We start from the raw sequence: 22,774 nt of genomic DNA on the forward strand, positions 1-22,774 counted from the left end.
CGCCGGCCGCGAGGGGGGTGGATCAGCCCTTGCTGAGTGCCGCGTAGCGGAACTTGAACGAGGCGTCGAGGGTGTCCTCGGCTCCGCTCACGGTGCTGCCGACGACCGCGACCTGCGAGCCCTGCAGGTAGGGGACGGTCGAGAGCTGCGCCGCGACCTTCTCCTGGATCTGCTCGATCAGCGCGGTGCGCGCGTCGGCGTCGGTGGTCGAGACCTGCTGCGCGATCAGGCTCTGCACCTCGGCGTCGTCGAAGTGGTTGGCGAGGAAGTTCTCCTTGATGAAGAACGGCGAGAGGTAGTTGTCGGCGTCGGAGTAGTCGGGGAACCAGCCGAGCTGGTACGCCGGGTAGACGTCGCTCGAGCGGTCCTTCGAGTACTGCACCCACTCCGTGGTCTGCAGGTTCACGGTGAAGAGGCCGGTCGACTCCAGCTGGTCCTTGATCAGCGCGTACTCGTCGCCCGAGGACGGACCGTAGTGGTCGTTCGAGTACTGCAGGTTCAGGGTGACCGGAGCGGTGACGCCGGCGGCCTCGAGGGTCGCCTTCGCCTTGTCGGCGTCGGGCGCGCCGTTGCCGTCGCCGTAGAGCGACTTGAGCGGCTCGACCGCGCCGGTCAGGCCGGCGGGGACGTAGGAGTAGAGGGGGGTGTAGGTGCCCTTGTAGACCTGGTCGGCGATCTCGTCGCGGTCGATCAGGTCGGCGACGGCCTGGCGCACGGCGAGGGCCTTGGCGCTGTCGGCCTCACCGGTCGTCGCGCCGAAGGGCTGGGTGTCGAAGTTGAAGACGATGTAGCGGATCTCGCCGCCGGGGCCGTCCACGACCTTGACCGTGTCGTTGCCGCGGAGGTCGTCGATGTCCGTCGCCGAGAGGCTGCGGAACGCGACGTCGATGTTCCCCTCCTGGATGTCCAGCTTGAGGTTGGACGAGTCCGCGTAGTACTTGACGTTGACGGTGTCCGTCTTCGCCTCGCCGAGAACGCCCTGGTAGTCCGGGTACGCCTTGTACTGGATGAGGTTGTTCACGTCGTAGTTCGCGATCGTGTACTGGCCGGCGAAGGCGTCGCCCGAGACGATGTCGGCGTCCGCGGTCAGCTCGTCGGCCGAGAAGACCTCCTCGTCCACGATCGGGCCGGCGGGGCTCGAGAGGATCTGGGGGAAGGTCTGGTCGTTCTCGGACTTGAGCGTGAAGACCACGGTCGTGTCGTCCGGAGCCGCGACGCTGTCGAGGTTCGCCAGGAGCGAGGACGGGCCGTTCTCAGCCGCGATGCCGACCTGGCGGTCGAAGGAGAACTTCACGTCGGAGGAGGTGAGGTCGTGGCCGTTGGCCCACTTCAGTCCCTCCTTCAGCTTCACGGTGTACTCCGTGGGAGCGGTGAACTCCGCCGACTCGGCGATGTCGGGCTCGACGTCCGGGCTGCCGTACGGGGTGTTCATCAGGAACGGGAACACCTGGTTCATCACGGCGAACGAGCCGTTGTCGTAGGAGCCCGCGGGGTCGAGCGTCGTGATCTTGTCGGTGGTGCCGATGGTCAGGGCCCCTCCGGCGCTGCCGCCGGACGAGTCGTTCCCGCCGGCGGCGCAGCCCGTCAGCACGAGCGCGACCGCGGCGAAGCCTGCGGCGGCGGCCAGTGCACGGGTGCCGCGAGTGGATGCGGAATTCATCTCCGTCTGCCTCTTCCTGTCAAGGATGGGATGCGGGCGCGCTCCGGGCGCGCGGACTCTCGGCGCACAGATCTCCTGTGGGCTGTGGCGTCACGACACTGGACGCCCGCATTGCTGTTCCTCATAGGTAACACAGTTGGAAGCGCTCTCCGAACCGGCACGGGCGTGCGGCCGATTTCTTCACACGACCGCAACACGCTCACTCCGTGCGCAGCGCCCGCTTCTCGCGCTCGAGCTCGACCAGGCGCACCTGCACCGCGCGGGCCATCACCGGATCGGCGGACGCGCGCTGGAGCGCCCCGCGCAGCTCGGCGATCTCGCGGAGCAGATCGCGCTCGATGAGCGAGATCGCCACGTCGCGGGAGTAGCGGGCGAGCCCCTCCTCGTCGGCGGCCGGGATCGGCGCCACCGCGAGCTGGCGCACCAGCGAGGCGAAGGGGCCGGGGACGTCGTCGGCGACGTGCTCGACCCAGTCGCGGTCCTCCGCCCGCTCGAGGTTCGCGACCACGGCGTCGCGGACCACGCGGAGGGTCTCGTTGGTGACCGCCGCGTGCGCCGCCCGGGCCAGGAGCTCCGGACCCATCGCCTGGGGCAGCTGGAGCATCGCCATCAGCGCCTCGCGCTCGATGCGCGTGACGACGTCGACGGGGAGGTCGGCGATGCGCGCGCCGAGGGGCGCCTCGGCCGCGGACGATTCGCCGCCGCCCCGCCCGCCCTGCTGGTCGCGGCCCTCGGGTCCGGAGGAGCGGGGCCGGGATCCGGCGGAGCGCACGGCGGAGTTGACCTCGGCCATGTCCAGGCCGAGCATCCGGGCGAGCTCGCGGGAGTAGCCGGGCCGCAGCGCCGGGTCGCGGATCTCGGCGACGACCGGGGCGGCCGCGCGCAGGGCCGCGATCCGGCCCTCGACCGTCTCGAGGTCGTAGCGGTCCAGCAGCTGCCGGATCACGAACTCGAACATCGGCTTCTTGTCGTCGATGAGGCGGCGGACGGCGTCGTCTCCGCGGTTCAGGCGGAGGTCGCAGGGGTCCAGGCCCTCGGGCGCGACGGCGACGAAGGTCTGCGCGGCGAAGCGGTGCTCCTCCTGGAACGCGCGCATCGCCGCCTTCTGGCCCGCCGCGTCGGGGTCGAAGGTGAAGACGACCTCGCCGACGCCGCTGTCGTCGCCCAGCACCCGGCGCAGCACCTTGATGTGGTCGACGCCGAAGGAGGTGCCGCAGGTGGCGACCGCGGTGGTGACGCCGGCGAGGTGGCAGGCCATGACGTCCGTGTAGCCCTCGACGACGACCACCCGGTGCCCGCGGGAGATGTCCCGCTTGGCGAGGTCGAGCCCGTAGAGCACCTGGGACTTGTGGTAGACGGGCGTCTCGGGGGTGTTGAGGTACTTGGGGCCCTTGTCCTCCTCGAGGAGGCGGCGGGCGCCGAAGCCGACGGTCTGGCCGGTCACGTCGCGGATCGGCCAGACGAGGCGGCCGCGGAAGCGGTCGTAGACGCCGCCGCGGTTGTTGCTGCTGACCAGGCCGGCCGTGGTCAGCTCCTCCTCCGAGAAGCCGCGGCGCTTGAGCGCGGTCGTGAGCCCGTCCCAGCCGTCGGGTGCGAAGCCGACGCCGAAGCGGTCGGCGGCGGCGCGGTCGAAGCCCCGCTCGCCGAGGAAGCGCCGACCGACGTCGGCGCCCGGGGTCGCGAGCTGCTCGCGGAAGTACTCCTCCGCGGCGTCGTTCGCGGCGAGGAGGCGCGCTCGCCCGCCGGTCTCGGGCGCGCGGCCGTCGCCGTCCTCGTACTGCAGCGGGAAGCCGATCCGCCCGGCGAGGCGCTCGACGGTCTCGCTGAACGAGCTGTGGTCCATCTTCATGACGAAGCTGTAGACGTCGCCCGACTCCTGGCAGCCGAAGCAGTGGTAGAAGCCGGCCTGCGGGCGGACGTGGAAGCTGGGGCTGCGCTCGTCGTGGAAGGGGCAGAGGCCCTTCAGCGAGCCGATGCCGGCCGACTTCAGCGTGACGTACTCGCCGATCACGTCGCCGATGTTCACCCGCGCCTTGACCTCCTCGACATCTGACTGTCGGATCCGAGGCATGGGGTCCATCGTATCGGCCGCCGGGGCCGCCGAGCCGGGGTGGGGAGAACTGCACCAGGGCGGCGCGGATCACCCCGAGACCTGTGATCCACCCGCACCCCGAGATCAGGGTCCTCCCTGATCCGCACCCGCCCGCCGTCTCCGAGAATCGACCCATGCCCCCTGCCGCCTCCCGCCCGCCTCTCCTGCGTGCTCTGCTCGTCGCCCTGCTCGGCGGTCTCGTCCTGGGCGGGCTCACCAGCCTGCTCCAGGGCTCCCTCCCGCCGTCGGTGAGCTCGTTCGCCAACTCCTCCGGGGGCTGGTCCATGCTCGTGTTCGCGCTCGTGCGCCTCGGCGGCGTCCGACCGGCAGCGGGGGCGGCGCTCGGCTTGCTGAGCTTCTGGGCGCTGCTCGAGGGCTACGACCTGGTGACCGCAGCGCGCGGCTTCGGCTACTCGCCTCCCTTCACGGACGTCTTCTGGCTGCTCGCCGTCCCCGCCGGGCCGATCCTGGGCGCCGCCGCCGCACTCACCCTCCACGGCTCGAGGACGTGGCGCGTCCTGGCTGTCGCGCCGCTCTCGGGCGTGCTGATCGGCGAGGGCGTCTGGGCGCTGGGCGCGGTCGCCGACACCACGAGTCCGGTGTACTGGTGGCTTCAGATCGTCCTGGGCGAGGGCTTCCTCGTCCTGGCCGTCGTGCGGAGGAGGCCGCGGGCACTCGTCTCGCTCGCGGCGCTCGGCGTCACCGCGTCGGCCGCCGTCGCCTTCTTCGTCGTCTACTCCGCGCTGTGAAGCGTTCGAGAGGGTCGTCGCGGACCCTCCGCGCACTCGCGGGTTCCGCCCTCCTCCTGGCCCTCGCCGGGTGCACCACCACCGCGGACGCCCCGGTCGCGCCGCCGTCGTCCGCCTCCGTGCCGTCGTCGGCGTCCTCCGCCACCCCTCCTCCGATCGACGTCTCCGCCGAGCTGGCCGTGCTCGAGAACGAGTTCGACGCCCGGATCGGCGTCAGCGCCGTCGACACCGGCTCAGGTCGCCGGGTCGATCACCGGGCCGACGAGCGCTTCGGCTTCGCCTCGGGCCTCAAAGCCCTCGCCGCGGCGGAGTTCCTGCGCACCGTCCCCGCCGCCGAGCGGGACGAGGTGGTCACCTGGACCGTGGCCGACGTCGAGGCGGCGGGCTACTCCCCCGTGACGGAGGAGAGCACCGCCACCGGCCTGCCGCTGTCGCAGCTCGCCGAGGCGGCCGTCCGCCGGAGCGACAACACAGCGCTGAATCTCGTCCTCCGGCGCCTCGGCGGACCCTCCGCCCTCGACCGTGGACTCGAGGCTCTCGGCGACACCACCACCGAGGTGGTGAACGAGGAGCCCGCTCTGAACACGATCGAGCCCGGCAGCATCGACGACACCACCACCCCGGCCGCGTTCACGGCGGACCTCGCCGCGGTCGCCACAGGTGACGTGCTGTCCGCGGAGGACCGGGTACTCCTGCTCGACTGGATGAGCGGCAACGCGACCGGCGACACTCTCGTCCGGGCGGGCGCTCCGGCCGGCTGGAGCGTCGCGGACAAGTCCGGGGGCGCCGGCGGGATCCGCAACGACGTCGCCGTGGTGACGCCTCCCGGGCGGGACGCGGTCGTGCTGTCGATCCTCTCGTCGCGCAACGACCCCGAGGCGGACTACGACGACGCGCTGGTCGCCCGAGCCGCGGCCGTCGTGCTGGGAGCCCTGCGGTAGCGTCCGCCCGGCGTCAGCAGTGCCGGTTCACGTAGCCCGGTGCGCCACGGGGGACGACGTCGCGGTCGCGGAGGGTGACCGAGATGCTCCGGCCCTGCGCGGCGCAGGCCTCGGAGTAGGCGGACCGGCCGTTGTCGGTGTACTCGATCTCGTAGACCTGGCGCCCGTAGACGTCCGTGTACGCCGCGCACTCGTCGTAGACCTGGCACTCCTCGACGACGGCGAAGTCGAAGCCGACCGTCCTCTTCCCGGCAGCGGCGAGATCGGCTCCGTTCTTCTGGCCGATCGCCAGGCCGGAGCGGTGAGCGCGCGCCGTCAGGAGGGTGGCGAACGCCAGCGCCTGCGACTTCGTCAGCCTCCCGCCCGAGCGGGTGTAGCTGTCCAGATTATCGGCCTCGACGGCGTCGAAGCCGTCCTCGGCGCAGCCGTCCTCGGCGCAGCCGTCCTCGGCGCAGCCGTCGATCCAGGCGCCGACGATCGCGAGCAGAGCGGTCCGCTTCGCGGCGGTCGAGACGTCGAAGAGGTACTCGTCCGGCCAGCCCGGATCGGCGAGGGGCTTCCCGTCCGCTCGCCTCACCAGGAGCTCGGGGTGCCGCTTCGCGAAGGCGGCGCTCTCGCCGGGCTGGGTCTGGAAGGCGTTCACGTAGCAGATGCTGTAGCGGCCGGCGGCGGGCGCGTCCGTGCGGTCGCGGTCGACGATGGTGACGCTCGACGCCGGAGCGTAGGCGCCTCCCAGCTGGTAGTCGAGGACGCCGTTCGCGGGAGGGAGCAGCGGTGCCGCCGAGGCCGCGGCGGGCTGGATCAGCAGCAGCCCCGCGACGACCAGGGCGAGGAGGCCGAGACGGGACCGACGCGGCCTCATCCGGGAGCTCCCGGCGTGCGCACTGCGGCTCGCACGCCCGTGGCCGCCGGCAGCGCGCCGAGTGCGAGCTCGCCGATGACCGCGATGCGGTCCGCCGGTGCTCCGTCGCGGGCCTGCGTCGACATCCCGCTGAGCACGGCGACGACGAAGGCGGCGACGGATCCGGCGTCCGTCTCCGGCGGCACGTCGCCCTCCTCGATCCCGCGCTCGACTCGTGCGGCGACGAGCGCCTCCATCTCGCGGCGACGGGCCTCGAGCCGCGGCTCGCTCAGCACGAAGCAGCCGGCAGGAGTGCCGGGCGCGGAGTACCCCTCCGCACTGACTCGGACGACGGCGGCGACGGCCTCGCGCGCCGTCGGCCGGTCGAGCAGCTCCTCGAGCACGGCGTTCGCGGTGCCGGCGTAGCAGGCCGCGGCGGCCTCGAAGAGCTCGTCCTTGTCGCCGAAGGCGGCGTAGAGGCTCGGGGCCGAGATGCCGATGTCCCGGGTGAGCACCGCGACCGTCGTCTCGTCGTAGCCGTCGCTCCAGAAGCGGTTCATCGCGGTCCGCAGCGCCGCTCCGCGATCGAAGCTCCTCGGTCGTCCTGCCATGCCCATTAATCTATAGCAGGCGCTACGGAATGTGCTAGCGTCCTCGCCACCCGTTCTTTATCGATCGCTACAGAAAGCGGACCTCATGCAGATCCACGATTCCACCGCCCTCGTCACCGGCGCCAACCGGGGCATCGGCGCCGAGTTCGTCCGGCAGCTCCGCGCCCGCGGCGCCCGCACCGTCTACGCCGCCGCCCGGGACGTCTCCTCGATCGCGGTGAGCGAGGGCGTCGTCCCCGTCGCGCTCGACGTGACGGACCCGGTGCGCATCGAGGAGCTGGCCGCCGAGCTCGGCGACCTGCGGATCCTCGTCAACAATGCGGGCATCGCGCCGACCGTGCCCTTCCTCACCGGCGACATCGCCGAGATCCGCCGCACCGTCGAGACGAACGCGTTCGGACCGCTCCTGCTGACCCGCGCCTTCGCCGGCCACCTCCGTCGCGCCGGCGGCGGCGCCGTGCTCAACGTGCTGTCCGTGTCGTCCTTCACGTCGTTCCCGGGCGCCGAGTCCTACTCGATGTCGAAGGCCGCGGCGTGGAGCGCGACCGACGGCCTCCGCCTCGCTCTGGCCGAGCAGGGCACCCAGGTCCTCGGCCTGCACATGGGGTTCGTCGACACCGACATGGCGTCCTGGACGGACGCGCCCAAGTCCTCACCCGAGGCGATCGTGACCGCCGCCCTCGACGGACTCGAGCGCGGCGACTCCGAGGTGCTCGCCGACGACATCGCCCGCAGCGTCAAGGCCGGGCTCGCCCTCGATCCCGCGGAGCGCTACGGGCAGCTGCTCGCCGGCTGATCCTCGACAGGCGGCGTCACCGGAGGTCGTCGTCGATGCCGCGGAGGTCGAGGACGAAGCGGTAGCGCACGTCGTTCCTCGCCAGCCGGTCGAGGGCGGTCCCGACCTCCGCGACCGGCAGCACCTCCACCTCCGGGGCGACGCCCTCCGCGGCGCAGAAGTCGAGCAGGTCCTGCGTGCAGCGGCGCCCTCCGCTGCCGGCCGAGGCGAGCCGCTTCCTGCCGACGAGCAGGTCCAGGACGTCCACAGTCACGGTGCCGAGGTACCCGAGGAGGAACAGGGTGCCGTCGAGGGCGAGCACGCGCAGGTAGTCAGCCGGGTCGTGCGGGGCGGACACCGTGTCGATCACGACGTCGAGCGAGTCGCGGACGGCGGTGAGCGCCTCCGCGTCCGTCGTGACGACGACGTGCTGCGCTCCGAGCCGGCGGGCGTCCGCCTCCTTGCCCGGAGACGTGGTCAGGAGCGTGACCTCGGCGCCGAGAGCCGCGCCGAGGCGGACCGCCAGGTGGCCGAGTCCGCCGAGGCCCGCCACACCGAGCCGGGTCCCGGGCCCGACTCCCGACGCTCTCAACGGCTCCCAGACCGTGATCCCCGCGCAGAGAAGCGGTGCGGCCGCGGCCGGGTCCAGGCCCTCGGGGAGTGCGTAGGCGAACCGCTCGCTCACGACGTACCGGCCGGAGTACGCCCCGAGCGTGGGCGTCCCGTCGATCCGGTCCGTGCCGCCGTAGGTGAGCGTCGGGAAGCTCGCGCAGAAGTTCTCCTGGCCCGCGCGGCACATGCCGCACTCGCCGCACGAGTCGACGATGTTCCCCACCGCGACCGCGTCGCCCGGATGGAACGCCGTGACTCCCGTGCCGACGGCGAGGACCTCGCCGACGAACTCGTGGCCGGGGACGAGCGGGAATCCCGCGTCGGCGCCCAGCGCGTGGAGGTCGCTGTGGCAGACGCCGCAGAAGTCGACGCGGACGTCGAGGTCGTCGGCGCGCAGCTCGCGCCGCCCGACGACGGTGGGGCGGAGGGAGTCGCCGGGACGCTCGGCGAGGAGTGCAGTGGTGAGCATGCCGGCAAGACTACCTACCGGTTGGTAGCTTCTCCGGGATCGTCAGCGGAGTCGCAGGGCCGCGTCGACGACCTGTCCCAGTGCGGCTCGTCGGCGCTGGTGCACAGGGTCGGGGTCGCCGGGGTCGGCGACCGTGGTGACGGAGCCCTGGGCCCAGGCCGCGGCGGTAGCGATGAGGAGGGTCCAGAGGTCGGCAGGGTCGAGGTCGGGGCGGAGGAGGCCGGCGCGCTGCTGCTCCGCGATGTCGGCGAGGTTCGCCTCGTCGATGCCCTCGTTGCCCGCGTAGAGGTAGCCGTCCGGCTCCTGCTCGAGCCGCTTCCACATGACCAGGCGCATCAGCGCGGGGTCGGCCAGGTAGTCGTCGTAGAGCCGTCTCGCGTAGTCCGCGGGGTCCGCCGCCGTGAACGGCACCCGCTGGGCGTTGGCGAGCACGTGCGCGTCGAACACCGCGTCGAACAGCCGCTCCTTCGCTCCGAAGTGCGAGTACAGCATCGGCTTGCTCATCCCCGACCGTGCCGCGATGCGGTCGACCCGCGCTCCCGCCAGCCCGTGCGCCGCGAACTCCTCCGTCGCCGCCTCGAGGATCCGCTGCCGTGTCCGCTCCGCTCCCACGCCCTCACCGTACCCGCCGCCCCGCGCCCCTCCGCGCCTCGCGGTGCGGCGCCCTCCCCGCCCTCCGAGCCGACCGGCCGACCCGCACACCAGCACATCGCCTCAGACGACGCACCCGGCTCCCTGGAACCCACCACCCCGACAAGCCGACCGCGGTGACGCCTGGCGGTGACCGGCGTGCACCGGCACCGCCGAACGGCCGATCCGCGTGCCAGCGGATCGCCCCAGGCGGACGCACCCCGCTCCACGAATCGCACTACCCCGACAAGCCGACCGCGGTGACGCCTGGCGTGACCGGCGTGCACCGGCACCGCCGAACGGCCGATCCGCGTGCCAGCGGATCGCCCTAGGCGGACGCACCCCGCTCCACGAAACGCACCACGTCGCCAAGCCGACCGCGCCACGCCGGGCGAGGACCGGCGTGGAATCAAGCACAGCCGAACAGCCGATCCGCGTAACAGCGGATCGCCCTAGGCGGACGCACCCCGCTCCCTCGAACGCACCACCTCGGCAAGCCGACCGCGGTGACGCCGGGCAGGGACCGGCGGCACAGCTGAGCCGGGCGCCGCCCGGCTCAGCGCATCAGCACAGCCTCTCGAACCAGGCGAGGGCGCTCTGGTCGGTGAGGTTGGCGACCTGGTCGACGACGACGCGGCGGCGGGCGTCGTCGTCGGGGGCGGCGTGCCAGTCCTCGGCGAAGCCGGGCTCGAGGGTTCCCGGGCCGCGGTCGAGGAGCGTGTCGGCGAGGCGGGTGAGGACTTCGCGCTGCTGGGCGTAGATGGGCTGGCGGGTGTTCCGCGACATCACGAACGTCGCGACGATCCCCTTGAGCACGGCGATCTCGGCCTGCTGCTCGCGGGGGACGACGACGTGGCCGCCGAAGCGGACGAGGTCGGGGTGCTGGTACGCCTCGCGGGTGGCCTCGGTGGCGGCGGCGGCGAAGCGGCCGATGAGCTGGCTGGTGAGGTTCTTGAGCCGGGCCTGGTCGCGGCGGGAGCCGTCCCAGGAGGAGACCCACACGTCGAGCGAGTCGAGACGGTCGAAGGCGGCGACGAGCTCGTCGTGTCCGACCTCCCCGCCGACCCAGGAGTGCATCGACTGCACGAGGTCCTCGTGGTCGGCGCGGGAGCCGAGTGCTTCGACGTCGATGTAGCCGGAGACCACCGCGTCCTCGAAGTCGTGCACGGAGTACGCGATGTCGTCCGAGAGGTCCATCACCTCGGCCTCGATGCAGCGCACCCCCTCGGGGGCGCCCTCGCGCATCCAGGCGAACGCGGGGGCGTCGTCGGCGTAGAACCCGAACTTGGCGCGCCCCGACGGGTCCGCGACCGAGCGCGTGTCGGGCCAGGGGTACTTGCAGCTCGCGTCGATGCTGGCGCGGGTGAGGTTCAGCCCGTAGGGGCGGGCGTCGTCGCCGAACACCTTCGGCTCGAGCCGCGTGAGCAGCCGGAAGGTCTGCGCGTTGCCCTCGAAGCCGCCGATCCCCTCGGCCCAGGTGTTGAGCGCGCGCTCGCCGTTGTGCCCGAACGGCGGATGCCCGATGTCGTGCGCGAGGCAGGCCGTGTCGACGACGTCGGGGTCCAGGTCGAGGCTCGTGGCGAGCTCCCGGCCGATCTGCGCCACCTCGAGCGAGTGGGTCAGGCGGTTGCGCGCGAAGTCGACGCCCGCCGTGGGGCTGAGCACCTGGGTCTTCGCGGCCAGGCGGCGGAGCGCGCTGGAGTGGAAGAGCCGGGCGCGGTCGCGGGCGAAGTCGGAGCGGCGGGTCGAGTGGTCCTCCGGCAGGAATCGCTCGGTGTCGACGAGCGAGTACCCCCAGAGCGCGCGGTCATCCACCGCTGTTGTGGATCTCGGCGGCCGAGACCGCGTCGCGCTGCCCGGCGTCGAGCTCGCGGGACTCGAGCCAGCGGTCCGGGAGGGAGGGGACCTTGGGCGAGCCGGCGCGGCCCCGCTGCCCCTCGGCCGCCTCGCCCGGGTAGGGCTGCGTCCAGTCGAGCGTCGCCAGGAGCTCGTCGAGCTGCGCGAGCGACTCGACGGTGGCCAGGCGGGCCCGGAGGTCGCCGCCGACGGCGTAGCCCTTGAAGTACCAGGCGACGTGCTTGCGGATGTCGCGGCAGCCGCGCTCCTCGCTCTCGAAGAAGTCGACGAGCAGCTCCGCGTGGCGTCGGAACGCCTCGGCGACCTGCCCGAGCGAGGGGCGGAACCGCTCGTCGGAGCCGGCGAACGCGGCGGCGAGATCGCCGAAGAGCCAGGGGCGCCCGAGGCAGCCGCGACCCACGACGACTCCGTCGCAGCCCGTCTCGGCCATCATCCGCAGCGCGTCCTCGGCCGACCAGATGTCGCCGTTGCCCAGCACGGGCACGCTCGTGACCGTCTCCTTGAGCGTGGCGATCGCCGACCAGTCGGCGTGCCCGCTGTAGAACTCGGACGCGGTGCGCGCGTGCAGCGCGATCGACGCGACCCCGGCGCCCTCGGCGGCACGGGCGGCCTCGAGGTAGGTGAGGTGGTCCGGGTCGATGCCCTTGCGCATCTTGACGGTGAGCGGGACGTCGCCGGCGGCCTTCACGGCGCCCTCGACGATCTGCCGGAACAGCGGGAGCTTCCACGGCAGGGCCGCTCCCCCGCCCTTCCGGGTGACCTTGGGCACGGGGCAGCCGAAGTTGAGGTCGATGTGGTCGGCCCGGTCCTCGGCGACGAGCATGGTGACCGCCTCGGCGACCGTGACCGGGTCCACTCCGTAGAGCTGGATCGAGCGCACCGACTCGCTGGGGTGGTGGCGGATGAGGCGCATCGATTCCGGCGTGCGCTCGACGAGCGCGCGGGAGGTGATCATCTCGCTCACGTAGAGGCCGTTGCCGAACTCGCGGCAGAGGCGGCGGAACGCCGTGTTGGTGATGCCCGCCATGGGGGCGAGCACCACCGGCGCGTCGAGTTCGAGGGGGCCGATCCGGAGCGCCGGCGCGGTGCGCGCGGGCGGGGCGGCCGTGAGAGTGGAGGACATCGGTATCGATTCTCCCAGATCCTGTGTTGGGGAAGGCGGAGTGACGAGCGGAGAGGTGGAGAGATGAACGGGAGCACACCTGTGCAGGACGGTTCGCAGCGGCTGGAGGCGGACGCGTCCGCCCGCGGCCTGGCGGTCGAGATCGTGGAGAGGCCCGCTGCCGGCAGCCTGCATGAGGCGGCCGCGCTGCTCGGCATCGAGCCCGGCGACATCGTGAAGTCGCTCGTGGTGAAGCGCCACGACGGCGGCTACCTGTTCGCCCTCGTCCCCGGCGGGCGGCAGATCGCGTGGCCGAAGCTGCGCGCGGTGGTCGGAGTGAACAAGCTCCGCCTCCCGGACGAGACGGCCGCCCTCGAGGCGACCGGCTACCGGCGCGGCACGATCACCCCGATCGGCTCCACGACGGCCTGGCCGGTCTACGCCGACGAGCGGATCCTCGGCCGCCGCGTCGCGATGGGAGCCGGCGCCGACGGGCGCAGCGCCTTCGTCGACGCGGACGCCCTCGTGGCCGCCTACGGCGCGACCGTGGCCGACATCACCGTGGAGGAGCCTCCGCGCTGATCGGCGGCACCTCGGCCTGCGCTTCCGCGGCCTGCGGCACGGCGCAGACGCCGTCCTCGCACAGCGGCACGCCGGAGTCGCCCAGCATCTCGAACGGCCCGCTCACGCGACGGCCGCCCGCTGCTCCAGCACGTGCTCGAGGACCTCGGTGAACGCCGCCGGCTCCTGGGCGCCGGAGACGCCGAAGCGCCCGTCGAGGACGAAGAACGGCACCCCCGAGATCCCGTACTCGCGGGCCTGGGCGATGTCGGACTGCACCCGCCCGAGGTAGCGCCGGTCCTCGAGAGCGCGGCGCGTCTCCGCCGGGTCGAGCCCGACCTCGCCGGCGAGCGAGGCGAGCACCTCCGGATCGGCCAGGTCGCGGCCCTCGACGAAGTACGCGCTCAGGAGACGCTCGACGAGCTCGAGCTGCAGTCCGTTCTCCTTGGCGTGGTGGAGCGCCTGGTGGGCGGTGACCGTCTTGACGTGGCGCACCGACTCGAAGTGGTAGTCGAGGCCGACGCCCGCCGCGATCGCCGTGACGGAGTCGAGCATCTGCTGCGCCTGCGCCTCCGGGATGCCCTTGTGCTCGGCGAGGAACGCCGCCTCTCCCCCGCGGTAGTCCTCCGGCGTGTCCGGCGAGAGCTCGAAGCTGCGGTACTCCACGACGACCTCCGGAGCCTCGGGGTGCGCGGCGCGGAAGGCCTCGAGCCCGCGCTCGAACCGGCGCTTCCCGATGTAGCACCAGGGGCAGGCGATGTCGGACCAGACGTCGACAGACAGGGGGCTCGGCTCAGCACTCACCCCCAGGACAACGGAGGGGGCGCCCCGCTATTCCCGCAGCACGCGGACGAGCTCGTCCACGTCGGACTCGTCGTTCCAGAGGTGGAAGGCGATGCGGAGCCGGCCGCCGCGGCCCGAGACGCGCAGACCCGCGGCCTGCAGCAGCTCCAGGTCCGCTCCCCCCTCGTCCGGCCAGGACACGAGCGCCCGGTGCTGAGGCTCCCGGTCCAGCCGCTCGCACAGCAGGTCGCCGAGGCCGGAGGCGTGCGCCCAGACCGCGTCGAGGTCGAGCGAGCGGAACAGAGCGAGCGACGCCTCGGCGCCGGCGAACGCCTGCCAGGCCGGCGAGACGTCGAAGCGGCGGGCGTTCTCGGCCAGGTGCATGGCCGGTCCGTAGCAGGACGACCACACGTCCTCCCCCGAGTACCAGCCCGCCTGCACGGGGACGAGCTCGGCCGCGTAGTCGGGCGAGACGGTGAGGAACGCCACTCCGCGCGGCGAGCACAGCCACTTGTAGGCGTGGGTGAGGGTCGCGTCGAAGCGGGAGGCGTCGACCGGCAGGACGCCGGCCGCCTGCGTCAGGTCGCACGCGGTCCGCACTCCGTGGCGCGCGGCCGCCTCGAGGACGGAGTCGAGATCGGCGAGCGCTCCGCTGCTGGACTGCACGGCGGAGAAGACGACGAGGTCGTCCCCGTCCTCGACGGAGTCGGACAGCGCCTCGAGCGCGACGGAGCGCACGGTCACTCCGCGGTGCGCCTGGGCGAGGAAGGGGAACACGATGGAGGAGAAGTCGCCGTCCACGCAGAGCACGCGGGCCCCGTCGGGCAGCGAGGCGGCGAGCACGGCGGCCATGGCGGAGGTCTGCGAGCCGATCGCGACCCGGTCGACCGGGACGCCGGCGATCGCGGCGAACGAGGCCCGCGCGCGCTCGGCGACAGCGCCGTAGGCGGCGGCCGTGCTCTCCCCGGACGACCAGCCGGCGAGGTCCGCCCGCAGCGCCTCGACGGTCTCCCGCGGCGGCAGGCCGAGGGTGCAGGCGTTGTGGTAGCCGCGGGCACCGGCGAAGCGCGCGCGCAGGTCGGCGGAGTTCGGCAGTGCGGTGCTCACCTCTCGAGGATGACGCTCCGGAGCCGGATCGCCAAGACCGGGGAGCGACCGGGCGCGTCGGCGGCGGGCCCGGTCAGCGGGCGGCGAGGGCGTGCGCCTGCTCGAGCACGGCGACGACCTCGCGGGCCTCTCGGACGTCCACCGGCGAGGGAGCGCCGTCCCGGAGCGACCGCGCGACCTGCTCGAGGAACGCGGCGTATCGTCCCCGCTCGCTCGGCACGGGGTGTGCGCCGGAGTCGTCGACGAGGACGCCCCATCCCTCCGGCGCGACCTCGCCGAAGCCGTCGTCGTCCGGTCGGGCGCCGCCGGTGCGGAGCGCGGTCTCCTGCGGGTCGAGACCGTCGACGCTGAAGGCGGCGCGGGTGCCGAGCACGCGGAAGCGGGGGCCTGTCGCCCGGGCGACGCGGCTCATGGTGAGGTGGGAGCGGACGCCGCTGTGATGCAGGAGCGAGACGAACGCGTCGTCCTCGCTCGCGGAGCCCTCATGAACGGTCCGGGTCTCGGCCGCCGTGACGACCGCCGGGCCGAACAGCAGCAGCGCCTGGTCGACCAGGTGGCTGCCGAGATCGAAGAGGATCCCGCCACCCTCGGCCGGACCCGTCTCGCTCTGCCACCGGCCCGTCTTCGGCGCGCTCCAGCGCTCGAAGGTCGACTCGAAGCGGAGGACCTCGCCGAGGACCCCTTCGCCCAGGAGGCGGCGGAGCGTGAGCAGATCGGCGTCCCAGCGCCGGTTCTGGAAGACGAAGACGGGCGCACCGCTCCGCTCGGAGGCGGCGATGATCGCGTCCGCGTCGGCCGTGCTCGGTGCGAAGGGCTTGTCGATCACGACGGCGACACCGGCCTCGAGCACCCGGACGGCCTGCTCCCGGTGCACCGACGGCGGCGAGGCGAGCACGACCAGCTCCGGCCGCTCGGCGAGCACCGCGTCGAGGTCGGGCACGATCCGGGCCTCCGGATGCGCGGCGGAGGCCGCCGCCCTCCGACCGGCGTCGCGGGTGGAGACGGCGACGACCTCGAAAGCGGGATCGGCCGCGAGGAACGGACCGTGGAAGACGCTGCCGGCGAGCCCGAAGCCGACGATCCCGGCCCGGATCACGAGGAGGCCCCCGGCACGTCGACCGCGCCGCCGAAGCGGCGGGAGCGGCCGGAGTAGTGCTCGATCGCGTCCCAGAGGTCGGTCCGCGTGAAGTCCGGCCAGAGCCGGTCGAGGAACACCATCTCGGCGTAGGCGCTCTGCCAGAGCAGGAAGTTGCTGATGCGCTGCTCGCCGGAGGAGCGCACGAAGAGGTCGACGTCCGGCATCTCCGGCACGTAGAGCGCCTTGGCGATCGTCTTCTCGGAGATGCCGGAGGGCTTGAGCCGCCCCGCCTGGACCTCGGCGGCGAGCCGCTGCACCGCGTCGGCGATCTCGGTGCGCCCGCCGTAGTTGACGCACATGGTGAGGGTGAGCACGTCGTTGTCCGCGGTCATCCGCTCGGCGAACTGCAGCTCGTTGATCACCGACGCCCACAGGCGCGGCTTCCGGCCGGCCCAGCGGATGCGCACGCCCCACTCGTTGAGCTGATCGCGGCGGCGGTGCAGCACGTCGCGGTTGAAGCCCATCAGGAAGCGCACCTCCTCGGGCGAGCGCTTCCAGTTCTCGGTCGAGAACGCGTAGACGCTGAGGTGCTTCACGCCGATCTGGATCGCTCCGGCCACGACGTCCAGCAGCGCCGTCTCGCCGCGCTTGTGCCCCTCGATCCTCGTCAGGCCGCGGGAGTTCGCCCAGCGGCCGTTCCCGTCCATCACGATGGCGACGTGCCCCGGAACGGCCTTCCGCGGGATCGCGGGCGGGTGGATCCCGGTCCAGTCGAGAGGGCGGTACGGCTCGGCGTCCTTGTGGGTGAAGGGCTTCATCGGGTGACGTGCTCCAGGGATCTCAGACCGCGTTCGAGGTGGAACTGCGTGTAGGCGGCGACCACTCCGCTCGCCCGCGACCGTGTGGTCGGCTCGGTGGTCTCGGCGTGGGCCCAGTCTCCCGTGAGCAGCGCACCCAGCAGGACCACGACCTCCGGAGCGACCCGCGGTGCGCCGGGCGGCGTGCAGTCGGCGCAGACGACGCCTCCGAGCTGCACCACGACCGCGCCGTGGGGCCCGGGAGCGCCGCAGCGCGCGCAGTCCTCGAAGCTGGGCGCCCAGCCCGCGATCGAGAGCGCCCGCAGGAGGTAGGAGTCGAGCGTCAGCACCGGCTCGTGCTCGTGCTTCGAGAGCGAGCGCAGGGCCCCGACGAGCAGCAGGTACTGCTGCAGGGAGGCGTCCGCGTCGGTGAGGCGGTCCGCCGTCTCGACCATCGCGCTCGCGGCCGTGTAGCTGTCGTAGTCGGCGGCGATCAGCGCACCGTAGGCGCCGAGCGACTCGGCCTGCGTGACGATGTCGAGGCTCCGGCCCTCGTAGAGCTGGAGGTCGGCGACCATGAACGGCTCGAGCCGCGAGCCGAACTTGGAGCCGGTCTTGCGAACGCCCTTCGCCACCGCGCGGATCTTGCCGTGGCTGCGCGAGAGCAGCGTCACGATGCGGTCGGCCTCGCCCAGCTTGTGCGTGCGGAGCACCACGGCTTCGTCGCGATAGGTGGGCATCCTCCGATTATCCCCCCGACCCCCGACACCCGGCCGGCAGCCCGGCCGGAGCAGGGCCCGCGCCGTGGAACGATGTCCGGGTGGCAGCCTCCCTCTTCGAGATCCCGGCCTGGGCCGACCTGCTCGCGATCGCCATCGGCTGCCTCCAGGGCGCGATGTTCGCGGGCGAGTTCCGCGACCGCCGGATCGACCTGCTCGGCGTCACGATCATCGGCACGGCCACCGGCCTCGGCGGCGGCGTGCTCCGCGATCTGCTGCTCCAGACGCCCCTGGTGGCCCTGCACACCGACGCGTACCTGATCGTCGCGGTGACCGCCTCCCTGCTCGGGATGCTGCTCCAGCACCTGCTGAACCGGGTCGACGGGACGATCACCGCCCTCGACGCGCTGACCCTCGGGCTCTTCGGCGCGATCGGCACCACGAAGGCCCTGTCGCTCGGCGTGCCGGAGGTGCCGGCCGTGTTCGTCGGCACCGTCTCGGCCGTCGGCGGATCCGTCGTCCGCGACATCCTGCTGAACCGGCCGATCGCGCTGATGCACGTCGGCTCGCTCTACGCGGTCGCCGCCTCGGTGGGCACGGGCGTGCTGGTCCTCGCGCTGCGCTTCGGAGTGACGATCGACTTCGCCGCGCCGCTCGCGGTGGGCGTGACCACGGTCATCCGCCTGCTCGCGGTCCGCTACGGCTGGAGCCTGCCCGAGCAGCGCGCGCTCAGCGGGGTGCCGCGCCTGCGCTGGCGCCGCCGGACCTAGCGGCGGCCGACCCGGACGCAGGGAGCGGAGTCCCGCGCGGTCCGCGCACGGGAATGCCGTGGGAGCCGCGACGCATCACGGCTCCCACAGCGGGGATCGGGCCCGATCAGGCGGAGGCGCCGGCCAGCTCGCGGACCGGGACCTCCTCGCGCAGGGCGCGGTTGACGGCCGAGACGATGGCCTTGAGGGAGGCGGTCGAGATGTCGGCGTCCACGCCCACGCCCCACAGGGTGCGGCCGTTCACCGTGCACTCGACGTACGAGGCGGCCAGCGCGTCGCCGCCGGCGCTGAGCGCGTGCTCGACGTAGTCGAGGACCCGGACCTCGACGCCCTGCTGCTCGAGCACGGCCTCGAAGGCGTTGATCGGGCCGTTGCCCCGCGAGCTGGCCGACACGCTCTCGTCGCCCACCCGGAGGACCGCGTCCAGCGCGATGCTGCCGCCCAGATCGCTCGACGTGTTCGTGCGCAGCAGCTCGAAGCGGCCCCACTTCTCGTCGGCGCGCTCGGCGGGCGCCGGCAGGTACTCGTCCTGGAACACCGTCCAGATCTGCTCGCTCGTGACCTCGCCGCCCTCGGCGTCGGTCTTGGCCTGCACGACGCCCGAGAACTCGATCTGCAGCCGGCGCGGCAGGTCGAGCGCGTGGTCCGTCTTCAGCAGGTACGCGACTCCGCCCTTGCCGGACTGCGAGTTGACGCGGATGACCGCCTCGTAGGAGCGGCCCAGGTCCTTCGGGTCCACCGGCAGGTAGGGCACGGCCCAGGTGAGCTCGTCGACGCTGCGGCCGGTCCGCTCGGCCTCGGCCTGCATCGCCTCGAAGCCCTTCTTGATGGCGTCCTGGTGCGAGCCGCTGAAGGCGGTGAAGACCAGGTCGCCCGCCCAGGGGCTGCGCTCGGGCACGGGCAGCTGGTTGCAGTACTCGGCGGTGCGCTTGATGCCGTCCATGTCGCTGAAGTCGATCTGCGGGTCGATCCCCTGGGTGAACAGGTTCACGCCCAGCGCGACCAGATCGACGTTGCCGGTGCGCTCGCCGTTGCCGAAGAGGCAGCCCTCGATCCGGTCGGCACCGGCCAGGTAGCCCAGCTCGGCCGCCGCCACGGCCGTGCCGCGGTCGTTGTGGGGGTGCAGCGACAGCACGATGTTCTCGCGCTGCGCGAGGTTGCGGCTCATCCACTCGATCGAGTCGGCGTAGACGTTCGGGGTGGCCATCTCGACGGTGGCGGGCAGGTTCAGGATGACCTTGCGCTCGGGAGTCGGCTCGAAGACCTCGACGACCCGGTCGCAGATCTCGCGGGCGAAGTCGAGCTCGGTGCCGGTGTAGCTCTCGGGCGAGTACTCGTAGTAGACGGCCGTGCCGGGGACGGTCGACTCCATCTCGCGGCACTTGCGGGCGCCGGCCAGCGCGATGTCGATGATGCCCTGACGGTCCTTGCGGAACACGACCTCGCGCTGCAGCACGCTCGTGGAGTTGTAGAGGTGCACGATCGCCTGGCGCGCGCCGCGGATCGACTCGTAGGTGCGCTCGATCAGGTGGTCGCGGGCCTGGGTCAGCACCTGGATGGTGACGTCCTCGGGGATCGCGCCCTCCTCGATGAGGCTGCGCACGAAGTCGAAGTCGGTCTGGCTCGCGCTCGGGAACCCGACCTCGATCTCCTTGTAGCCCATCCGGACCAGCAGATCGAACATGATGCGCTTGCGCTCGGGGCTCATCGGGTCGATGAGCGCCTGGTTGCCGTCGCGGAGGTCCACGGCGCACCAGCGGGGCGCGGTCGTGATGCGCTTCGACGGCCAGGTGCGGTCGGGCAGGTCCACGGCGATCAGCTCGTGGAAGGGACGGTACTTGCCGATCGGCATGGGCGACGGCTTCTGGTTGTTCAGCATGAGGTGCTCTCCCGGCGCAGTGGTGCGCACGTGTCTGTTCTCGCTCGTGACCGATCCCGCTCGCGTGCGGCTCCGCTGGTGGGCGGTGCCGGTCGGGCGGTCTCGCGGGGATCCGGATGCGGATCGACCTCGCGGGCGAGGGATGGTTCAGCCGACGACGGACTCCGCGACGAGGATGGCCTGAGGATCAGATCTCGTCGCGGCGGAGAAGGAGGAGCTGTCCGAAGCGCACCCGGTCAGGGTAGCACCGCCCCCGCGGCGCGTCACCCCGGCGTCCCGCGCTAGGAGACCAGGCCGTTCTCGTAGGCGTAGACCACTAGCTGCACGCGGTCGCGCAGGCCGAGCTTGCCGAGGGTGCGGCTGATGTGCGTCTTCACCGTCGCCTCGCTCAGGAACTCGGCGCGCGCGATCTCGGTGTTGCTCATCCCCCGCGCGGCCAGGTGGAAGATCTCGCGCTCGCGGTCGGTGAGGGTCGCGAAGGCGGGCGGGGTCTCGCGTCCGCTGCCCGCCGCTCCGAAGTGCTCGAAGAGCTCGCGGGTCGCGGAGGCGGCGACCACGGCGGTCCCCGCGTGCACGGTGCGGACGGAGGCGAGGAGGAAGCCGGGCTCCGTGTCCTTCAGGAGGAAGCCGCTCGCGCCCGCCCGGATGGCGCGCGCGGCGGCCTCGTCGAGGTCGAAGGTGGTCAGCACGAGGATGCGCGGAGGCTCGACCCGCCGCTCCTGCGCGTCCGCGAGGATCCGCCGGGTCGACTCGATCCCGTCGACGCCCGGCATCCGGATGTCCATCAGCACGACGTCGGGGGCCAGCCGCGCGACCAGCTCCGCGCCCTCCGCCCCGTCCGAGGCCTCGCCGACCACCTCGAGGTCGGGCTGCGAGCCGAGCAGCATGCGGATGCCGGCGCGGAAGAGGGCCTGGTCGTCGACGAGGACGAGGCGGATGGTGTCGGTCATGCGGGGCTGCCTCCGGAGGCGAGGGGTGGGGCGGTGCGGGCGAGGGACGGGGAGGAGGGCAGGCGCGCGTCGACGACGAAGTCGTCCCCGACCGGGCCGGCGGCGAGCACTCCCCCGACGAGCGCGGCGCGCTCGCGCATGCCGACCAGGCCGTGGCCCTCGCCCGGCAGGGAGTCGCGCTCGACGTCGGCGCACCGGGCGTTGCGCACGGTCAGGGCGAGCTCGCCGCCGTCCTGGCGCAGGGCGATGTCGAGCGGCGAGCCCGGGCGGCCGTGGCGGAGAGCGTTCGTGGTCGCCTCCTGGGCGATGCGGTACAGGGCCAGACCGACGGCGCGCGGCACCGCCTCCAGGTCGACGGCGAGCTCGGCGCGGACGGGGGCTCCGGCTCCGCCCACGCTGTCGAGGAGGGCCGGCAGGTCGCGGGCGCCGGGCTGCGGGCCGTCGCTCTGCGAGTGCCGCAGCTGGGCGAGGAGCACGCGCACGTCGCCGAGGGCGTCCCGGGCGACGGAGGAGATGGTCAGCAGCGCGGCGTCGGTCTGCTCGGGGCTGGTGGCGCCGAGGTAGCGCGCGCCGTCGGCCTGCGCGATCACGACGGCGAGGGAGTGGGCGACGACGTCGTGCATGTCGCGGGCGATCCGGTTGCGCTCCTCCACGGTGTCGAGCTCGCGCTGCGCCCGGGCGCGCTCCTGCTCGGCCTGCGCGCGCAGGGTCTGGCCCTCACGCGCCCGGCGGACCGAGCGGGAGAGCAGTCCGATGGTCCAGGAGAGGCCGAGCGTCGCGAGGATCCCGCCGAAGGTGGCTCCGGCCGACAGGAGGCCGTCGTAGGCGCTCGCGACGAGGTCGAAGACGAGGACGAGGTAGACGACGGCGACCACGGCGCCGAGGACGGCCGACACCGCTCCCGCGATCCGCATCCGCCGCGACTCCGACGCGCCGGCGCCGAAGAGGACGGCCAGGATGGCCAGATCCGCGGGTCCGGGAGCGAGGCTCGCGCTCATCTGCAGGGCGGCACCGGCCCAGGCGATCGAGAGGGCGAGGACCGGGGACCGCCGGTGCAGCACCAGCGCGACCGCGAGCACGCCCGCGACCAGCAGCTGCATCGCGCCCTCCACCCCGGCGAACGGGAGGCCGGCGACGAGGAGGAGCACCAGCGCCTGACCACCGGCGACCCCCACCGCGAAGGGGTCCTGCGGCCCGGCGACCCGGGTCAGCAGCGCGTCGATCCGATCGCCCGCGAGAACCGGCGCCCGCAGCGCGTTGAGGTACACGAGGACCTTCGCCGCACCGAGCACGGAGGCGACCGCGAGAGCGACCAGGGCGAGGACCACGAACTCCACGCGCGCCGGGAGCCCGGACGGATCGAGCGGGCCGGAGAGGCCGAGCGCGACGGTGACGCCGCCGATCCCGGCGAGGATCAGGCCGCCCGCGAGCGCCAGGGCACGGGTCCAGGGGCCCACCCGGCGGGTCGTCTGCCAGAGGACGACCAGGCCGACGAGCACCCCGTCGACGGGGACGCCGCCGAGCAGGACGCCTCCGTCGGCGAGCGCGCCGACCGCGACGAGCGAGGGGGCGAGCGCGGGCAGGAATCCCGCGACGGCGAGGGCCAGCGCGAGCACGAGGCCGCCGGCGATCCGCTCGGTCGGAGTGACCCCGGTGAGCCCGAGCAGCAGATGGAGGGCGGCGAGCAGCGCCCCGGCGATCGGCAGGGCCGCCGGTCGGTCGAGGAGGGCGCGCATGAGGACCACGCTACGGGTCCGCGCGCCCGGGGGCGTCGTCCTGGAGGGTGACCGC

At 72.9% G+C, this 22,774-nt stretch carries 21 protein-coding genes; 5 read left to right on the plus strand and 16 right to left on the minus strand.

From position 1 onward, the window contains the following. Positions 1–22: 22 nt before the first annotated feature. Both GSU40_RS09540 and dnaG read right to left on the minus strand, forming a co-directional pair. Entirely contained in the window at positions 23–1,660 is a 1,638-nt protein-coding gene (locus GSU40_RS09540; protein WP_104223443.1) for an ABC transporter substrate-binding protein, read from the minus strand. Positions 1,661–1,859: 199 nt separating this feature from the next. After that, a complete protein-coding gene (dnaG, locus tag GSU40_RS09545) occupies positions 1,860–3,731 on the minus strand; it encodes a DNA primase (protein WP_104269262.1) in 1,872 nt (623 codons plus the stop codon). Between the two features lie 155 nt (positions 3,732–3,886). Here dnaG and GSU40_RS09550 point away from each other — a divergent pair, with 155 nt between their 5' ends. Further along, a complete protein-coding gene (locus tag GSU40_RS09550) occupies positions 3,887–4,501 on the plus strand; it encodes a DUF6518 family protein (RefSeq protein WP_208543308.1) in 615 nt (204 codons plus the stop codon). After that, complete coding sequence (gene bla / locus GSU40_RS09555) at positions 4,498–5,442, plus strand: class A beta-lactamase (protein ID WP_160034742.1); 945 nt, start codon at positions 4,498–4,500, stop codon at positions 5,440–5,442. The genes GSU40_RS09550 and bla overlap by 4 nt, the downstream gene beginning before the upstream one ends. Positions 5,443–5,455: 13 nt before the next feature. On the opposite strand, the gene GSU40_RS09560 is transcribed toward bla, so the two are convergent. Further along, entirely contained in the window at positions 5,456–6,304 is an 849-nt protein-coding gene (locus tag GSU40_RS09560) for an endo alpha-1,4 polygalactosaminidase (protein WP_160034745.1), read from the minus strand. Further along, a complete protein-coding gene (locus GSU40_RS09565; RefSeq protein WP_160034747.1) occupies positions 6,301–6,894 on the minus strand; it encodes a TetR/AcrR family transcriptional regulator in 594 nt (197 codons plus the stop codon). Before GSU40_RS09565 ends, GSU40_RS09560 begins: the two co-directional genes overlap by 4 nt. Before the next feature lie 85 nt (positions 6,895–6,979). Here GSU40_RS09565 and GSU40_RS09570 point away from each other — a divergent pair, with 85 nt between their 5' ends. Next, positions 6,980–7,690: an SDR family oxidoreductase gene (locus tag GSU40_RS09570; RefSeq protein ID WP_104283506.1), complete on the plus strand. Its 711-nt coding sequence runs from the start codon at positions 6,980–6,982 to the stop codon at positions 7,688–7,690. Between the two features lie 16 nt (positions 7,691–7,706). Here the strand turns inward: GSU40_RS09570 and GSU40_RS09575 are convergent, their stop codons facing one another. From GSU40_RS09575 to dusB, 4 genes are all read right to left on the minus strand, one after another. After that, complete coding sequence (locus GSU40_RS09575) at positions 7,707–8,750, minus strand: NAD(P)-dependent alcohol dehydrogenase (RefSeq protein WP_160034750.1); 1,044 nt, start codon at positions 8,748–8,750, stop codon at positions 7,707–7,709. A 42-nt stretch (positions 8,751–8,792) separates the two neighbouring features. Beyond that, positions 8,793–9,362, minus strand: a complete 570-nt coding sequence (locus tag GSU40_RS09580) for a TetR family transcriptional regulator (RefSeq protein ID WP_104283504.1) — start codon at positions 9,360–9,362, stop codon at positions 8,793–8,795. A 582-nt stretch (positions 9,363–9,944) separates the two neighbouring features. Continuing rightward, the gene (locus GSU40_RS09585; protein WP_104223438.1) at positions 9,945–11,195 is read right to left on the minus strand and encodes a deoxyguanosinetriphosphate triphosphohydrolase; all 1,251 of its coding nucleotides are present in this window, start codon (positions 11,193–11,195) and stop codon (positions 9,945–9,947) included. Next, entirely contained in the window at positions 11,188–12,360 is a 1,173-nt protein-coding gene (gene dusB / locus GSU40_RS09590) for a tRNA dihydrouridine synthase DusB (RefSeq protein ID WP_104223437.1), read from the minus strand. Before dusB ends, GSU40_RS09585 begins: the two co-directional genes overlap by 8 nt. Before the next feature lie 63 nt (positions 12,361–12,423). Between dusB and GSU40_RS09595 the strand changes: the two genes are divergently transcribed. Further along, positions 12,424–12,921, plus strand: coding sequence for a YbaK/EbsC family protein (locus GSU40_RS09595; protein ID WP_160034753.1), 498 nt, complete (start codon positions 12,424–12,426; stop codon positions 12,919–12,921). Positions 12,922–13,023: 102 nt separating this feature from the next. On the opposite strand, the gene GSU40_RS09600 is transcribed toward GSU40_RS09595, so the two are convergent. From GSU40_RS09600 to recO, 5 genes are all read right to left on the minus strand, one after another. Next, positions 13,024–13,704, minus strand: coding sequence for a DsbA family oxidoreductase (locus tag GSU40_RS09600; RefSeq protein ID WP_104226692.1), 681 nt, complete (start codon positions 13,702–13,704; stop codon positions 13,024–13,026). Between the two features lie 27 nt (positions 13,705–13,731). Next, positions 13,732–14,790, minus strand: a complete 1,059-nt coding sequence (locus GSU40_RS09605; RefSeq protein ID WP_160034755.1) for an aminotransferase class V-fold PLP-dependent enzyme — start codon at positions 14,788–14,790, stop codon at positions 13,732–13,734. A gap of 73 nt (positions 14,791–14,863) precedes the next feature. Then, the gene (locus GSU40_RS09610; RefSeq protein ID WP_160034758.1) at positions 14,864–15,886 is read right to left on the minus strand and encodes a Gfo/Idh/MocA family oxidoreductase; all 1,023 of its coding nucleotides are present in this window, start codon (positions 15,884–15,886) and stop codon (positions 14,864–14,866) included. Further along, complete coding sequence (locus tag GSU40_RS09615) at positions 15,883–16,686, minus strand: isoprenyl transferase (RefSeq protein WP_160034760.1); 804 nt, start codon at positions 16,684–16,686, stop codon at positions 15,883–15,885. The genes GSU40_RS09610 and GSU40_RS09615 overlap by 4 nt, the downstream gene beginning before the upstream one ends. After that, positions 16,683–17,405 carry a DNA repair protein RecO gene (gene recO, locus GSU40_RS09620; RefSeq protein ID WP_104223431.1) on the minus strand — a complete coding sequence of 241 codons (723 nt, stop codon included), beginning with the start codon at positions 17,403–17,405 and terminating at the stop codon, positions 16,683–16,685. Before recO ends, GSU40_RS09615 begins: the two co-directional genes overlap by 4 nt. Positions 17,406–17,485: 80 nt before the next feature. Here recO and GSU40_RS09625 point away from each other — a divergent pair, with 80 nt between their 5' ends. Then, entirely contained in the window at positions 17,486–18,154 is a 669-nt protein-coding gene (locus GSU40_RS09625; protein WP_104223430.1) for a TRIC cation channel family protein, read from the plus strand. Positions 18,155–18,260: 106 nt separating this feature from the next. On the opposite strand, the gene leuA is transcribed toward GSU40_RS09625, so the two are convergent. The 3 genes from leuA to GSU40_RS09640 all read right to left on the minus strand — a co-directional run bounded on the left by leuA (position 18,261) and on the right by GSU40_RS09640 (position 22,719). Further along, on the minus strand, positions 18,261–20,033 hold the full coding sequence (leuA, locus tag GSU40_RS09630; RefSeq protein ID WP_104276824.1) for a 2-isopropylmalate synthase: 1,773 nt from the start codon (positions 20,031–20,033) through the stop codon (positions 18,261–18,263). Positions 20,034–20,314: 281 nt separating this feature from the next. Then, positions 20,315–20,983: a response regulator transcription factor gene (locus GSU40_RS09635; protein WP_104234459.1), complete on the minus strand. Its 669-nt coding sequence runs from the start codon at positions 20,981–20,983 to the stop codon at positions 20,315–20,317. Continuing rightward, a complete protein-coding gene (locus GSU40_RS09640; protein WP_146085502.1) occupies positions 20,980–22,719 on the minus strand; it encodes a histidine kinase in 1,740 nt (579 codons plus the stop codon). The genes GSU40_RS09635 and GSU40_RS09640 overlap by 4 nt, the downstream gene beginning before the upstream one ends. Positions 22,720–22,774: the final 55 nt, after the last annotated feature.

The organism is Rathayibacter sp. VKM Ac-2805 (assembly GCF_009834265.1).
GTDB lineage: Bacteria > Actinomycetota > Actinomycetes > Actinomycetales > Microbacteriaceae > Rathayibacter.

Coding starts and splice junctions, on each gene's coding strand:
- GSU40_RS09540 (WP_104223443.1), bottom strand. CDS start 1,660: ATGAATTCCGCATCCACTCGCGGCACCCGTGCACTGGCCGCCGCCGCA.
- dnaG (WP_104269262.1), bottom strand. CDS start 3,731: ATGCCTCGGATCCGACAGTCAGATGTCGAGGAGGTCAAGGCGCGGGTG.
- GSU40_RS09550 (WP_208543308.1), top strand. CDS start 3,887: ATGCCCCCTGCCGCCTCCCGCCCGCCTCTCCTGCGTGCTCTGCTCGTC.
- GSU40_RS09560 (WP_160034745.1), bottom strand. CDS start 6,304: ATGAGGCCGCGTCGGTCCCGTCTCGGCCTCCTCGCCCTGGTCGTCGCG.
- GSU40_RS09565 (WP_160034747.1), bottom strand. CDS start 6,894: ATGGCAGGACGACCGAGGAGCTTCGATCGCGGAGCGGCGCTGCGGACC.
- GSU40_RS09570 (WP_104283506.1), top strand. CDS start 6,980: ATGCAGATCCACGATTCCACCGCCCTCGTCACCGGCGCCAACCGGGGC.
- GSU40_RS09575 (WP_160034750.1), bottom strand. CDS start 8,750: ATGCTCACCACTGCACTCCTCGCCGAGCGTCCCGGCGACTCCCTCCGC.
- dusB (WP_104223437.1), bottom strand. CDS start 12,360: ATGTCCTCCACTCTCACGGCCGCCCCGCCCGCGCGCACCGCGCCGGCG.
- GSU40_RS09595 (WP_160034753.1), top strand. CDS start 12,424: ATGAACGGGAGCACACCTGTGCAGGACGGTTCGCAGCGGCTGGAGGCG.
- GSU40_RS09615 (WP_160034760.1), bottom strand. CDS start 16,686: ATGAAGCCCTTCACCCACAAGGACGCCGAGCCGTACCGCCCTCTCGAC.
- recO (WP_104223431.1), bottom strand. CDS start 17,405: ATGCCCACCTATCGCGACGAAGCCGTGGTGCTCCGCACGCACAAGCTG.
- leuA (WP_104276824.1), bottom strand. CDS start 20,033: ATGCTGAACAACCAGAAGCCGTCGCCCATGCCGATCGGCAAGTACCGT.
- GSU40_RS09635 (WP_104234459.1), bottom strand. CDS start 20,983: ATGACCGACACCATCCGCCTCGTCCTCGTCGACGACCAGGCCCTCTTC.
- GSU40_RS09640 (WP_146085502.1), bottom strand. CDS start 22,719: ATGCGCGCCCTCCTCGACCGACCGGCGGCCCTGCCGATCGCCGGGGCG.